We start from the raw sequence: 14,606 nt of genomic DNA on the forward strand, positions 1-14,606 counted from the left end.
ATTCTGCGGGGATGTCCGGGGTTCTGCGGTGCGTGCGACTGGTCGGAAGAAATTTCTCGGAAGTCGCGTGATGAATCGGCCCGGTCGCCGTCTCATGTGTGAAGGGGTTGTGCGTTCGGGTCCTGAGGGGAGGGGTCCCCAGCGTTTCCGCGAGGAGCCGAACGCCGATCGCCGGATGTGCCGGAGCGTCTCGGGGGAGGGGCTCCGCGCCCCGGCGGGGTGCACGAATCCGGAAGGGGCCCGAGTCGGGGGACTCGGGCCCGCCGGCCCCTGCTCGGCTCGCGTCAGACCTCGCGGGCGCCGGATGACCAGACCGCGCTGACGCGCAGCGCGCCGTCGAGCAGGACCGCGTCGGCCGCGGAGCCCGGGGCGAGGGATCCGAGGTCGGGGCGACCGATCGCGTGTGCAGGGACCGCGGTGAGCGCGGCGACGGCCTCGTTCAGCGGTGCGCCGAACGCGACGGCACGGCGGAGCGCCTCGTCCTGTGTCAGGGTCGAGCCGGCGATCGCGCCCGTCTCGCGCACGCGCGCGACGCCGCGAGCGACGTCGACGCCGAGCGTGCCGAGCGTATATGCCCCATCCGGCATGCCCGTCGCCGCCATCGCGTCGGTCACGAGCGCGACCCGGCCGGGGGCGGCGAGGAACAGCATGCGCATGACATCCGGCTCGACGTGCACACCGTCGGCGATCAGCTCGAGGGTCACGCGCTCATCGGAGGCGGCTGCCGGCAGCGGGCCGGGGCGTCGATGGTGCACACCAGGCATGGCGTTGAACGCGTGCGTGAGGATCGTCGCGCCGCGGTCGATCGCCTCGCGGGTCGTCGAGGCATCGGCATCGGTGTGGCCGATCGCCGCCGCGGCGCCGGCCGCGACGATGCGCGCCACCGCGTCGAGCCCGCCGCTGATCTCAGGGGCCACCGTGATCTGCCGCACCGTGCCCGCGCCCGCCTCGAGCAGCGTGTCGACGTCGCGAGGCTCAGGCGCGCGCAGCAGAGCCGGATCGTGCGCGCCGTGATGACCGGGGTCGAGGAACGGGCCCTCGAGGTGGGCGCCCAGCACATCCGGGTGCGAACGTGCGAGCTGTGCGACCGTCGCGGCCCTGCGGGCGAGCGATGCGATGTCGGCAGTGACAAGAGAGATCAGCGCGCGTGTCGTGCCGTGCGCACGGTGCGCCGCCCTGGCCGCCAGGATCGCGTCGCCGCCGTCGTCGAAGGCGTGTCCGCCGCCGCCGTGGCAATGGATGTCGATGAAACCGGGCGTCAGCGTCGCGCCGGCGGCGATGGCCGAGGCGTCGATCACCTCGTCTCCGTGCGCGATCGCCTCCGGCACCAGGGCACCCGTGCCGGACGACGCGACCGTGCGGCCCTCGAACCGCACCCATCCGGTCTCTGCCGCATCGGGGCATCCGGGGCCGACGAGACGTGCGGAGTGGATCACGATTCCCATGCCGCTAGCGTGCCACGTGCGCGCCCCTTGAGGGCGACGGGTCACGGGCGGAAACGTGCGCGGGCGCTCCGGTAGACTTGCGGCGTCGCGACTGGCGCCGGAGGTGGGACACCACCGGGGAGCGACTTGGACGGCAGTCGGCCGCGCGCCTGGGCCGATGCGATCACCTCCCACCTTTCTCTGGAGTTCGCATGACTGATCCGCTTTTCAACGCCCCGCTCACCGAGGTCGACCCCGAGATCGCGCAGGTGCTGCAGCGAGAGCTAGACCGCCAGCGCGGCTTCCTCGAGATGATCGCCTCCGAGAACTTCGTTCCGCTGTCGGTGCTGCAGTCGCAGGGCTCCGTGCTCACGAACAAGTACGCGGAGGGCTACCCCGGCCGCCGCTACTACGGCGGGTGCGAGGAAGTCGACGTCGCCGAGAGCCTCGCGATCGAGCGCGCGAAGGAGCTGTTCGGTGCGGAGCACGCCAACGTGCAGGCCCACTCGGGCGCGTCAGCGAACGCAGCCGTGCTGCACGCGATCGCGCGTCCCGGCGACACGATCCTCGGCCTGTCGCTCGACCACGGCGGGCACCTGACGCACGGCATGAAGATCAACTTCTCCGGCCGCCTCTACGACATCGTGCCGTACGAGGTCGACGCGGAGACGTCGCGCGTCGACATGGACGAGGTGCGCCGGTTGGCGCATGAGCACAAGCCGAAGGTGATCATCGCCGGTTGGTCGGCCTACCCGCGCCAGCTCGACTTCGCGGCCTTCCGCGAGATCGCCGACGAGGTCGGCGCGTACCTGTGGGTCGACATGGCGCACTTCGCCGGGCTCGTGGCCGCAGGTCTGCACCCGAACCCCGTGCCGCACGCCCACGTCGTCTCCTCGACCGTGCACAAGACGATCGGCGGCCCGCGCTCGGGCTTCATCCTCTCCAACGACGCCGACGTGGCCAAGAAGATCAACTCCGCGGTCTTCCCCGGTCAGCAGGGCGGCCCGCTGATGCACGTGATCGCCGCGAAGGCCACGGCGTTCAAGCTCGCGGGGACCGACGCGTTCCGCGACCGTCAGGAGCGCACGCTGCGCGGCGCGAAGATCCTCGCCGAACGCCTCGCACAGCAGGACGTCACCGATGCCGGCATCTCGGTGCGCTCAGGCGGCACCGACGTGCACCTCGTGCTCGTCGATCTGCGCGATGCCGCGATCGACGGCAAGGCGGCGGAGGACCTGCTGCACGAGATCCGGATCACCGTGAACCGCAACTCCGTCCCGAACGACCCGCGTCCGCCGATGGTCACGTCCGGCCTGCGCATCGGCACGCCCGCGCTGGCGACCCGCGGCTTCGACGACGCGGAGTTCACCGAGGTCGCCGACGTCATCGCGCTTGCGCTGCAGCCGAGTCCCGACATCGCCGCGCTGCGCTCCCGCGTCGAGAAGCTCGCTGCCGCGTTCCCGCTGTATCCGGATGTCGAGCACGCATCGACGGGGTACGCGGGCGCCTGAGAACGCTGAGCGCCGACGCTGGTCCGTCTGCTGACCCCGGGCGGCTCGTCCGGTGCAGCAACTGCGTCTATCAATCGAACGATCAATTCCCTATGCTGATAGGTAACCAGTGTGCCCGGAAGCGGGCTGGTGCTCGACGAGGAGGCAACATATGACCGCGAAGGTGCTCGATGGCAAGGTCGCGTCGGCGGCGATCAAGACGGAACTGGCGGAGCGCGTTGCGGCGCTGCGGGACAAGGGGATCACCCCGGGGATCGCGACGGTGCTGGTGGGCGCGGATCCGGCGTCGCAGCTGTATGTGGGGATGAAGCATCGCCAGTCTGAGGCGATCGGGATGAACTCGATCCAGCGCGAGCTTCCCGCGGATGCGACGCAGGAGCAGGTGAACGCGCTGATCGATGAGCTGAACGCCGATCCGACCTGCCATGGCTACATCGTGCAGCTGCCGCTGCCGAAGCACATCGACACCGACGCGGTGCTGGAGCGCATCGACCCGGCCAAGGACGCGGACGGACTGCACCCGACCAACCTCGGCCGGCTCGTGCTCAACGTGAACTCGCGGATCGACACCCCGCTGCCGTGCACGCCGCGCGGCGTGATCGAACTGCTGCTGCGCAACGACTACGACCTCAAGGGCAAGCACGTCGTCGTGGTCGGTCGTGGCGTGACGATCGGCCGCTCGATCGGTCTGCTGCTGACCCGTCGCGAGATCAACGCGACCGTCACGCAGGTGCACACGGGCACGGTCGACATGGGGCAGTACCTGCGCCAGGCCGACGTGATCGTGGCGTCGGCGGGTGTGAAGCACCTGATCCGTCCGGAGGATGTGAAGCCGGGAGCCGCGGTGCTCGACGTGGGCGTGACCCGCGAGGACGACCCGGAGACGGGCAAGAGCAAGGTCTACGGCGACGTGCACCCGGATGCCGCCGAGGTCGCGGGCTTCGTGTCGCCGAACCCGGGCGGGGTGGGACCCATGACGGTGGCGCTGCTGATGACCAACGTCGTCGAGGCCGCGGAGCGCGCCGCGGCATAGCGGGCGCGGGGCCGCATGTCGCAGCCGCGCGGTCAGGTTGACCGAGAGCGGCGGCACGGCAAGGCTGAGACCATGACACACATCTCCCTCGGAATCGCGGGCGCGCTCGGCGCCGAGAAGGCGGCGGCGCTCGCCCCACGGCTCGAGGCAGCGGGGTTCCGTTCCCTCTGGATCAACGAGACGCCGGGCGTCAACGCGTTGGAGGTCGCCGCGGCCGCGGTGCGCGAGACCGATTCGCTTCGTGTCGGGACGGGGGTGATTCCTGTCGACCGCCGCCCGGCATCCGCCCTGCTCGACGACATCGCACGGCTCGAACTCCCCGAGGACCGCCTCACGCTGGGCATCGGCGCGGGACAGACCCGCCGCGGTGCGCTCGACCTCGTCTCCACGGCGCTGGAGGAGCTCCGCGCGGGCACTGGTGCTCGACTCGCGGTGGGGGCGCTCGGCCCCAAGATGCGTGAACTCGCCGCATCCCGCGCCGATGGCGCCGTGCTGAGCTGGCTCACCCCCGAGGCTGCGGCGACGCAGGCGCGCGAGCTCCACGACATCGATCCGGCTGCGTCTGCGGTGCTCTACGCGCGTGCCAACGTGCATCCGGATGCCCGAGGCCGACTCGAGGCGGAAGCCGACAGATATGCGTCGTTCCCCGCCTACGAGCGGCACTTCGCCCGCCTCGGCTTCGGCGCTCGCGACACGGTTCTTCCCGTCGTGGCCGACGGCGACATCGCCCCGCGTCTCGCCGAGTACGCCGCAGCGGTCGACGAGGTCGTGCTCCGCGCGATCACCTCGTCCGACGACCTCGACGAGTACGCGGCCTTCCTTTCCCTCGCGAGCGCCTAGGAATTCCGCGAGTGCCTACGCAACTGCATAGGCACTCGCGAGGAACGTAGGCACTCGGCGGGCTCGCGGGCTACGAGCGGGCGTGGTGGTCGAGGAACTCGAACACGGTGCTGTCGTCGACGCCGGGGAAGGTTCCGCGGGGGAGCGGGGTGAAGATGTGCGCGTGCACGCGCGCGCTCGGCCATGCCTTGCCGCGCCAGCGGTCGGACAGCTCGCCGGGGGCCCTGCGGCAGCACGATTCGTCAGGACAGGTCGACACGCGGCGGTTCTGCGTCTCGCGGCCGCGCCAGAATCGCGCGTCGTCGAACGGCACTCCGACCGTGATCGAGAACGCTCCGTCGTCGCGGGTGCCCGTCTGCGTCGAGCACCAGTACGTTCCTGCAGGAGTGTCGGTGTACTGGTAGTGCTCAGTCGTGCGATTGTGGCGCTCGAACGCGTCGCGCGCCGAGAAGTTCTTGCACACGATCTGCCCCTCGACCGAACCCGTCACATCCTCGGGGAGCGGCAGGTCGTCGTTCTCATACACCCGCTCGATCTGGCCGGCCGAACCGATGCGCATGAAGTGCAGTCGCATGTCGAGGTGCGTGGTCATCAGGTTCGTCATGCGCATGGCGGCGGACTCGTGCGTCACTCCGAACGCGTCCCGGAAGTCCTCGACGGCGAGGTTACGGTCCTTCTTCGCCTCGGTCAGGAACGCCACGGCCTTGGTCTCGGGAATCAGGCAGCACGCCGCGTAGTAGTTGATCTCGAGCCGCTGCTGCAGGAAGTCGGCGTAGTCGGTGGGCGGCCTGTGGCCGAGCAGGCGGTGCGCCATCGCCTGCAGCGCCATCGAGCGCAGGCCGTGCCCGCCGGGGATCGATGCGGGCGGCAGGTAGATGCGTCCGTTCTCCAGGTCGGTGATCGACCGGGTCGACTCCGGCAGGTCGTTCACATAGATGAGGCGGAAGCCGAGCTGCTCGGCCATGATGCTCACCGTGCGGTGCGTGAGCGCGCCCGTGGAGTGTCCCGCAGCGGCCAGCTGCTTCTCCGCGAGCTTCTCGATGTCTGGCAGGTAATTGTGCTTCGCCCGCATCCGCAGGCGCAGCTCGGTGTTGGCGCGCCTCGCCTCCTCGGGGGTGGCGATGGCCTCCGCCTCGCGACGCTGCAGCTCGCGATGCAGGCCGAGCACCGACTCGATCGTGTCATCCGACATCGACTTGGTGACCTTCACCGCCGGCACCCCCAGGCGACGGAACACGGTGCTGGACTGTGCGCGCTCCAGCTCGATCTCCAGCGCCGCGCGCCTGTTCGGCGGCTCGCCTGAGATCAGGTCGCTCACACTCGTCTCCGCCGCCTCGGCGATCGCCTGCAGCAGCGACAGCTTGGGTTCGCGCTTGCCGTTCTCGATCAGGCTGAGCTGACTGCCTGCGACGCCCACCTTGGCGCCGAGCTCGTCGAGTGTGAAGCCGGTGGCGAGGCGGTAGTGCCGGATGCGGTGACCGAGGGTCTTCAGCTCGAGCCCGGATCGCGTGTCCGTGAGGGGAGTCATTCCTTCACCTTATCTAAAGAACCGCCCTTCTTATCAAGTCGAATCGCCTGAAGAGTGGCCGGATGTCCTCCAGAGTGGGTGCAACCGCTCATTCATACGGAAGGGAGCATCATGACGATGACCCAGGCGCCGCCCGCTCCGACCACCAAGCCTGCGCCCGGCTATGCGGGTCCGGGAATGAGCGAGCTCCTCGCCTGGGTGAACGAGGTCGCCGAACTGACCCAGCCCGACCGCATCCACTGGGTGTCAGGCTCCCGAGACGAGCACGACGCGCTCATGGACGAGATGGTTCAGCAGGGCACGCTCATCCGGCTGGACGATGCCAAGCGCCCGAACTCGTTCCTCGCCCGCTCCGATGCCGGTGATGTCGCCCGCCTCGAGGGGCGCACCTTCATCTGCTCCGAGCGCCGTGACGACGCAGGACCGACCAACAACTGGGTCGCGCCCGACGAGATGCACGAGACGCTGCGGCCGAAGTTCGCCGGATCCATGCGCGGTCGCACGATGTACGTCGTGCCGTTCTCGATGGGCAAGGTCGGCGGTCCGATCTCGCAGATCGGCGTGCAGCTCACCGACAGCCCGTACGCGGTCGCGTCGATCGAACTGATGACCCGTGTCGGCGACGAGGTCACCGCACTGATCGCCGACGGGCAGGAGTGGGTGCGCACGGTGCACTCGGTCGGACGCCCGCTGCACCAGGATGAGCCGGATGTCGCGTGGCCGTCGAATGATGACAAGTACATCGCGCACTTCCCCGACACACTCGAGGTCTGGTCCTTCGGCTCCGGATACGGCGGCAATGCCATCCTCGCGAAGAAGTGCTTCGCGCTGCGGATCGCCTCGGTTCTCGGCCGTGATCAGGGCTGGCTCGCCGAGCACATGCTGCTCATCCGGGTGATCGACCCCGCTGGGCGCGCCTACCATGTGGCTGCGGCATTCCCCTCCGCGTGCGGCAAGACGAACCTCGCCATGATGCGTCCGACGCTGCCTGGCTGGCGCGTCGAGACGCTCGGCGATGACATCACCTGGATCCGCCCAGGCGACGACGGCCGCCTGTACGCGATCAATCCCGAGGCCGGCTTCTTCGGCGTGGCCCCCGGCACGGGCGAATCGACGAACGTCACGGCGGTCGAGACCCTGTGGGGCAATGTCATCTTCACGAACGTCGCGCTCACCGACGACGGGGACGTCTGGTGGGAGGGTCTGACCGACGACGTGCCTGAGCACCTCATCGACTGGCAGGGAAACGACTGGACTCCGGATTCCGGGCGCCCGGCAGCGCACCCGAACTCGCGTTTCACGGTCGCCGCGTCGCAGGCGCCGACGATCTCGCCGGATTGGGAGGAGGCCGTGCCGCTCGACGCCATCCTGTTCGGCGGGCGCCGCGCGACCAACGTCCCGCTCGTCGTCGAGGCCCGCGACTGGGAGCACGGCGTGTTCCTGGGAGCGACGATCTCGTCGGAGCGCACAGCCGCGGCCGAGGGCACTGTCGGTGAGCTGCGCCGCGACCCGTTCGCCATGATGCCGTTCTGCGGCTACAACATGGCCGACTACTTCGGGCACTGGGTCGACATGGCCTCGCGCGTCTCCCACCCGCCGACGATCTTCCAGGTGAACTGGTTCCGCAAGGGCGACGACGGCCGGTTCCTCTGGCCCGGGTTCGGCGAGAACTCCAGGGTCATCGCCTGGATCGCCGAGCGACTGCGCGGCGAAGCCGCTGCGGTCGAGTCGCCGATCGGGGGGCTGCCGGAGCCGGGCGCAATCGACCTGACGGGCATCGACGTTCCCGATGACGACCTTCGGGAGCTGTTCCGAGTCGACACCGACACCTGGTCGGCCGAGGCCGACCTCACCGAGGAGTTCTTCGATACCTTCGGCGATCGAGTTCCGGCAGCGCTGCGCGAGCAGCTGGCCGGTCTCAGGCGCCGTCTTGAAGCCGCGAGGACCTGACCGCACTCCGGTCCTCGCCCGCTCACCCGGACCGCACGCCGGGGTGAGTCACCAGCGGCCCGTTCCCCCTTCCGATCCGGGGAGCGGGCCGCTTCATGTCGTCGAGCGTGCTCTGTGCGTTCGAGTGCGTCACTGGTGTTCGCCTGCAATGGGCACACTCGGCACACAGGGACACGTTCGCGTGAGCAGGCGCATCATCCGGATCTGCGACAATAATGTGGGCAGATTTCGTAGACAATCCGGATGGGCGCGGTAGCGTCGAAGGGGGAAGTCGGCGCGACGAGGCACCGGCGCGACCCGCACGCAGGGGGAAAGGACGGCGCATGTCGACGGTCGAGACGAGCACGAGACCCGAGGGTGATGCGGGTGACCTCACGCAGGTCATCCGGAGCGCGATCCTCGACGGGAGCTTCGCCCCGAACCAGCGGCTGATCGAGGCGGACCTCAGCGAGAGCTTCGACGCATCGCGCGCGGCCGTGCGGTCGGCGCTGATGAACCTCTCGGCGGAGGGGATCGTCGAGCGACTGCCCAACCGAGGGGCGCGGGTGCGCGCGATCAGCGTGGGCGAGGCGATCGAGATCGTCGAGGCCAGGATCGGGCTCGAGACGCTCGTGGCGCGCAAGGCGGCAGCGAGGATCACCGACGAGCAGGCGGACGACCTGCGGGGGCTGAGTGAGGAGATCGCCGCTGCGGTAGGGGCGGGAGACCTCGTCGGGTACGCCAGGCTGAATCAGGACCTCGACCGCAGGGTGCGCGACATCGCGGGCCATGCCACCGCTGCGCACCTGCTCGAGCGGCTGAGCGCGCAGTCGGCCAGGCATCAGTTCCGGCTCGCATACGAGCCGGGGCGGGCCGCGAGGTCGGCGCCCGAGCACATCGCGATCATCGACGCCGTGGTGGCCGGCGACGCCGACGCCGCCGAGCAGGCGACGCGCGTGCACCTCGACGGCATCATCGAGATGCTGCGCCAGCGCTCCTAGACGACTCAGCGTCGATCACCTGCCGCGAGGAACGCGCCCCGCCGCGCGGGTGCGAGAAACTGCCGCTATCAGGGCCGTTCGGGGCCTTTCACGCACCTGAGCTGCATGGCCCGGGCTCAGCTTCGGCGGCTAAAATCTTGGGTATGCGTGCCGCCGGGTCCTCACCGCACAAGCGATCGACTCTCTCCATTGCGATCGTCGAGGACGACGACCGCGATCGCGAGCGGCTGCGGACGATGCTGCGCACCTACGAGACCGACAACGAACTGACCATCCGGCTGAGCGAGTTCGAGGACGGCGCCGCGATCATCGAGGGGTACCAGCCCCAGTACGACATCATCTTCCTCGACATCCAGATGGCCGGCATCGACGGCATGCGGGCGGCGGCCGAGATCCGCAAGGTCGACACGTCGGTCATTCTGATCTTCGTCACCAAAACGGCGCAGTACGCCGTGAACGGCTACGCAGTGCAGGCGCTGAGTTACCTGCTCAAGCCGGTGTCGATGTTCGCGGTCACCAGCGAGATGGACCGCAGCATCGCCCAGCTGGGCCGGGTCGAGCAGACCTCGATCCTCGTCGGGCCGCGCTCGGCGCCGCGCCGCGTCGACATCAGCGACATCGTCTACATCGAGAGCAGTCGTCACCAGATCTGGGTGCACACGGTGAACGGCCCGCAGACGTTCAGCGCGACGCTTCAGGAATTCGACGACCTGCTCTCGCCGCGCAGCTTCTACCGCTCGCACTCGAGCTACCTGGTCAACCTGAAGCACGTCGTGCAGGTCGACGGCGACGACTGCGTGATGTCGAACGGTGATTCCATCCGGATCAGCCGATCGCGCAAGAAGGGGCTGCTCGAGGGGCTGACGAACTACATCGGCGGCCAGCTCGTATGACCGACCTGCTGCCGGACATCCCCCGGTGGTACACGGGCCTCGCCGAGTGGGGAGCGGCGCTGTGCTACATCCTGATGATGCGGCGGCGCTTCCGCCTGTGGGCGTGGATCTCTCTGATCGTGGCAGCGCTGCCGGCGCTGATCGGCGTCCAGCTGCTCGCCGACAGGCTTCCGATCGGGCTGTGGACCCTCGGCATGGTCGCCTCGATGCTGGTGATGTACGGCTTCGTGCGGTTCGCCACAGATCTGCAGGGGCGGGATGCAGGCTACCTCACGGCCCGGGCGTTCGTGCTGGCCGAGCTCGTCGCATCGCTGGAGTGGCAGCTGTGGGTGCACTGGATGCCCGAGGTGCCGAGCCCCGAGCTCGGCACGGGTCCGTTCTTCGGATCCCTGGGGCTGCTGGTGGCCTGCTACGGCGCGTGCTTCGCTCTGGCGCACATCATCGAGCGACGCAACATCCAGCCGCGCGAGCGCCTGGGCGTCAGCTACAGGGCTCTGATCTCGTCGATCGCCATCACCGGTACGACCTTCCTGGTCAGCAACCTCAGCTTCGTGCTGACGACCACCCCGTTCAGCGGCAACAGCCCTACCGACATCTTCTACATCCGCACGCTCGTCGATCTTGCGGGCTTCGTGGCGCTGTACACCCAGCAGGGGCACCGCAACGAGACGCACAAGGCGATGGCGCTGGCGGAGACCGAGCTCGTGATGCAGCTGCAGCACGAGCAGTACCTGCAGTCGAAGCGCAACATCCAAGAGCTGAACCGGATGCACCACGACCTGCGCTACTACGTCGAAGCCATCCGCGCCGAGGAGTCACCGGAGCGACGCAGCGAATACCTCACCGACCTGGAATCGAGCATCACTGGCTACGAGACCGAGATCAAGACCGGCAACCGCGTGCTCGACGTCATCCTCAGTTCGAAGATGGAGAAGTGCCTGCAGGAGCGCATCTCGATGACGAACGTCGTCGACGGCAAGGCGGTCGACTTCGTCGAGCTGCCGAAGCTCAGCGCGCTGTTCGGCAATGCGATCGACAATGCGATCGAGGCGTGTCGGCAGATCGATGACATCGACAAGCGGCTGCTGAAGGTGTCCGTGTTCACCCAGGGCGGGCTCGTGATGATCCGGATCGAGAACTACTGGGATCACGAGGTGGAGTTCGTGAGAGGGCTGCCGCGCACCACCAAGCCCGACCGCTCCCGCCACGGCTTCGGCACGCAGAGCATGCGCCGCATCGTCGAAGACCTCGACGGCTCGATCTCGTTCCGGCACGAGAACGACTGGTTCACGGTGCGAATCCTGCTGCCGCGTCCCGCCTGAGACGAACAACGGCGGGTTCCAGGCGCCGAAGCGCCGAGAACCCGCCGTGAAGCGGAGGGGGAGAGTTACTCCGCCTCGGCCATGTCGCCGTTCTGGTCCATGTTCCACTCCGTGCCGGACTCGGCCGAGGTGGCTGTGATCTGGAAGTCGGTGCCGTTCTCGATCTGAACGGTGGAGATGTACTCCTCGACGGCATCCGACGGGTAGTAGGGCATGACCCACATGCCGTACTTCTGCGTCGGGTCCTCGACGTCGGAGGCGAGCATGATCTGCTCCATCGCCCCGTCGACGGCCTCGATCTGCCCGTTGACGATGTCGACGCCCTCCTGCAGGTCGGCGACGAACGCTTCGCTCTCTTCACCGGAGCCCGCGTCCGACGACCCGCCGTCCGCCGATTCGCCGCCTGAGCCGCAGCCGGCGAGACCGACGACGCCGACCGCCGCGAGGGAGATGACCAGGCCGAAGCGCGTGAGAGTGTCCTTCATGATTTCCTACCTTTTGTGATGACGCATGAAAGGGTGCCGCGCGACGAATCGGCGGCACCCCATCACACTGTGGGGTTATTCGATGGGCTGCCCGTCGGCGCCGAGGCCGAAGCCGAACTCGTACGAGTTGCCTTCAGAGTCGACGTACGGGGTGGTGTCTGCGACGTCCTCGAGGCTCGCCTCGACGGAGTCCATGTCCTTCGGCAGCGCGATCGGCAGGCGGCCTGTCGGCTCGTTCAGTCCGAGCGCGACGTCGAGGAACGCCGCGTCGCTGACGCCGGAGCCCCAGACGATGGCGTCGGAGTCCGCTTCGAACTCCGTGGGGATGACGGCGCCGTTGGAGATCGACAGCAGCGTGACGACGGGGATGTCCTCGCCGCTGGCCTCGACGGCGTCGACCGCGCGCTCGAAGGCGTCGAGATCGGCCTCGTTCGAGATGCGGGATGTGCTGCCGTAGTAGGAGCGGTTCTCCTTGCTGCCGTCTTCGAGGGTGTCGCCGCTGATCGAGGTCTTGCGCACGCTGTCGCCGTCCGCCGTGTACGGGCGGTACTGCAGGGACAGCGGGTAGAACTCGCCCGTCTCCTGGTCGAGGCCCGCACTGTCGAAGTTGGTGCCGTTGTTCGGGTTGCTCATCCCGACGAGCACGAGGTCGACGTCTGAGAGGTCAGGGGCCGTGTACGAGACGACCTCCTCGTCATCGTTCAGCTCCGCCTCGTCGGTGACGACCGTGCCGAAGTAGTGCTCAGCGGTCTCGAGGTCGATCGACTCGCCCTCGGTGTACGTCGCCGGCCCGAACAGTCCGTCGTGGCCGGTGTCGAACGAGCGCGGGATGTACACGGTGAGGTCCTCGAGGTCCTCGGCCGTGGTGCCATCGGCGATGGTCCCGTCGTTGTTCTTCAGAACGACGAGCGAGTCGTGCTGTGCGTCGAGGCCTGCCTGCTTGAAGTCGTCGTTGCCGACGACCTCCTCCGAGACGGCGAGGTCCTGGTAGGCGCTGTCGTACACACCGACCCGGAACAGGTTGGTCAGAATGCGACGGCCGCTGTCGGCCCAGCGGTCCTCGGCGCTCTGCCCGAGGTCGCCGGCCTCGTGTGCCGCCTCCCACATCGTGTACGCCTCCTGGATCGGGGCGATGTCGTTGTTGCCGCCGAACTGGTCGACGCCGGCCTTGAGCACCTCGAAGTGGCGCTCTTCGACGGTGAGGTCGTCCGCACCCCAGCTCGTGCCGATGAGAGCATCCGGATCGGTCTCGCCGCCGGCGGTCACGCCCCAGTCGGTGACGATCACGCCGTCGTAGCCGTTCTCTTCGCGCAGGATGTCGACGCGCTCGGAGTCGTAGGCGCTTCCCATGTCGTTGCCGTAGGCGGGGTCGCCCTCGCCGTCGAGCAGGATCGAGTACGACGTCATCACGCCGCCTGCATCGATTGCGGCGAGGAACGGTGCGACGTGCTCATCCAGATTGTCGCCGGGCAGGACGCCGTACTTGCCGGCGTTCGTGTGCGCCTCGCGTCCGCCCTCGCCGACGCCGTCGCCGGGGAAGTGCTTGATCACGGTCGACACGGAATCCGTGCCCCAGCCGAGGTTCTCTCCGTCTTCGTCGAACGTGCCCTGGAATCCGTCGACGTACGCCGAAGCCATCTCGCTGGCCAGGTCGACCTCTTCGCCGAAGGTGCCGTTGACGCGCAGCCAGCGCGGCTCCGTCGCGAGATCGATCTGCGGGCTGAGTGCGTTCGCCAGCCCCATCGCGCGGTACTCGGCCGAGGCGACGCTGCCGAACTGCTCGACGACATCCGGATCGAACGTCGCGGCCATGCCGAGCGACGACGGCCACTGCGACACGCCGCCCGACGCGCCAGCGTAGCTGTCGGCCGCGTCGTTGCGCGGGTCGGAGCTGAAGTTCACGGGGATGTACGGCTCGTCGTCGGAGACGAGGGTTTCGACGTACGCCTGCATCTCGTTCGTCCACTCGACGACCGGCTCGATGTCGTTGCCGCCCGCGTACAGCACGTTGCGCAGGTAGGAATCCGAGAGGTACTCCTGCTGGGCGTCGGTGAGCCCATCGCCCGGAGCGCGCTCGTGGCTCGAGAACAGCATCAGGCCGGAGACCTGATCAGCGCTGAGCTGGGGTGCGAGGGCGGCCGCGCGCTCTTCGGGGTCGAGGCGCCAGTCCTCCCAGGCGTCGAGCTCGCCGTTGCCGTTCATGTCCTTGAACGCCAGGGTGCTGCCGCCGTCGGTCTCTTCGATCAGCTCGAAGGAGTCCTTCGCCATGGTGAGGGTCTTTCCGTCACCGGGGTTCGTCACGACGACGATGTCGGTGGTTCCGTCTGTCACCTCCTCCGTCGAGTAGGAGCCCCCGTCGGTGCTCGCGCAGCTGGTGAGCACCACTGCGAGCCCGGTCGTGAGCACAAGCCCGGATGTGACTGCTGACTTCCTCATCAATATCCCCGTATCGTCTTTGGCGCGTCGCCGTCGTCGGCGACGCTAGGGAACCAAACGCGCTCCGCCGCCGTCGCTGCCGCCTCGTCGACGAGGCGGCCCGTGTCCGCATTGCTGTGTGAACCGGCGGGCGTTGCGCACCTTCGACGCTATGAGCCGGCTGGGCGTTCCGGTCCGCCCCGTGCACGATCGGCCGTTCTGCGC

The 14,606-nt window shown here is 68.3% G+C and carries 11 protein-coding genes and 1 riboswitch; of the genes, 7 read left to right on the plus strand and 4 right to left on the minus strand.

Annotated features, from left to right (window positions below; genetic code table 11):
- Positions 1–284: 284 nt before the first annotated feature.
- The gene (locus CIK77_RS07420; protein WP_087054360.1) at positions 285–1,445 is read right to left on the minus strand and encodes an N-acetylglucosamine-6-phosphate deacetylase; all 1,161 of its coding nucleotides are present in this window, start codon (positions 1,443–1,445) and stop codon (positions 285–287) included.
- A 77-nt stretch (positions 1,446–1,522) separates the two neighbouring features.
- Positions 1,523–1,607, plus strand: a riboswitch (ZMP/ZTP riboswitch).
- A gap of 29 nt (positions 1,608–1,636) precedes the next feature.
- Between CIK77_RS07420 and glyA the strand changes: the two genes are divergently transcribed.
- From glyA to CIK77_RS07435, 3 genes are all read left to right on the plus strand, one after another.
- On the plus strand, positions 1,637–2,935 hold the full coding sequence (glyA, locus tag CIK77_RS07425) for a serine hydroxymethyltransferase (RefSeq protein ID WP_087054359.1): 1,299 nt from the start codon (positions 1,637–1,639) through the stop codon (positions 2,933–2,935).
- Between the two features lie 151 nt (positions 2,936–3,086).
- Entirely contained in the window at positions 3,087–3,968 is an 882-nt protein-coding gene (locus CIK77_RS07430) for a bifunctional methylenetetrahydrofolate dehydrogenase/methenyltetrahydrofolate cyclohydrolase (protein WP_087054358.1), read from the plus strand.
- Between the two features lie 72 nt (positions 3,969–4,040).
- Positions 4,041–4,808 (plus strand): LLM class flavin-dependent oxidoreductase, encoded by a 768-nt coding sequence (locus CIK77_RS07435; protein WP_087054461.1) that lies wholly within the window; start codon positions 4,041–4,043, stop codon positions 4,806–4,808.
- 70 nt (positions 4,809–4,878) lie between these two features.
- Here CIK77_RS07435 and CIK77_RS07440 read toward each other — a convergent pair whose 3' ends face one another.
- Positions 4,879–6,336 (minus strand): XRE family transcriptional regulator, encoded by a 1,458-nt coding sequence (locus CIK77_RS07440; RefSeq protein ID WP_087054357.1) that lies wholly within the window; start codon positions 6,334–6,336, stop codon positions 4,879–4,881.
- A 117-nt stretch (positions 6,337–6,453) separates the two neighbouring features.
- On the opposite strand from CIK77_RS07440, the gene CIK77_RS07445 reads away from it, so the two are divergent.
- From CIK77_RS07445 to CIK77_RS07460, 4 genes are all read left to right on the plus strand, one after another.
- Complete coding sequence (locus CIK77_RS07445) at positions 6,454–8,286, plus strand: phosphoenolpyruvate carboxykinase (GTP) (RefSeq protein ID WP_249268527.1); 1,833 nt, start codon at positions 6,454–6,456, stop codon at positions 8,284–8,286.
- 323 nt (positions 8,287–8,609) lie between these two features.
- On the plus strand, positions 8,610–9,266 hold the full coding sequence (locus CIK77_RS07450; RefSeq protein ID WP_087054355.1) for a GntR family transcriptional regulator: 657 nt from the start codon (positions 8,610–8,612) through the stop codon (positions 9,264–9,266).
- A 143-nt stretch (positions 9,267–9,409) separates the two neighbouring features.
- Positions 9,410–10,159 carry a LytR/AlgR family response regulator transcription factor gene (locus CIK77_RS07455; protein ID WP_087054354.1) on the plus strand — a complete coding sequence of 250 codons (750 nt, stop codon included), beginning with the start codon at positions 9,410–9,412 and terminating at the stop codon, positions 10,157–10,159.
- Positions 10,156–11,481 carry a sensor histidine kinase gene (locus CIK77_RS07460; RefSeq protein WP_087054353.1) on the plus strand — a complete coding sequence of 442 codons (1,326 nt, stop codon included), beginning with the start codon at positions 10,156–10,158 and terminating at the stop codon, positions 11,479–11,481. The genes CIK77_RS07455 and CIK77_RS07460 overlap by 4 nt, the downstream gene beginning before the upstream one ends.
- A gap of 65 nt (positions 11,482–11,546) precedes the next feature.
- On the opposite strand, the gene CIK77_RS07465 is transcribed toward CIK77_RS07460, so the two are convergent.
- Together CIK77_RS07465 and CIK77_RS07470 are read right to left on the minus strand one after the other, a co-directional pair.
- A complete protein-coding gene (locus CIK77_RS07465) occupies positions 11,547–11,966 on the minus strand; it encodes a hypothetical protein (RefSeq protein WP_087054352.1) in 420 nt (139 codons plus the stop codon).
- Positions 11,967–12,041: 75 nt separating this feature from the next.
- Positions 12,042–14,402: a glycoside hydrolase family 3 protein gene (locus tag CIK77_RS07470; protein ID WP_087054351.1), complete on the minus strand. Its 2,361-nt coding sequence runs from the start codon at positions 14,400–14,402 to the stop codon at positions 12,042–12,044.
- Between the last annotated feature and the right edge of the window lie 204 nt (positions 14,403–14,606).

This window comes from Microbacterium sp. JB110 (genome assembly GCF_003335195.1).
GTDB lineage: Bacteria > Actinomycetota > Actinomycetes > Actinomycetales > Microbacteriaceae > Microbacterium.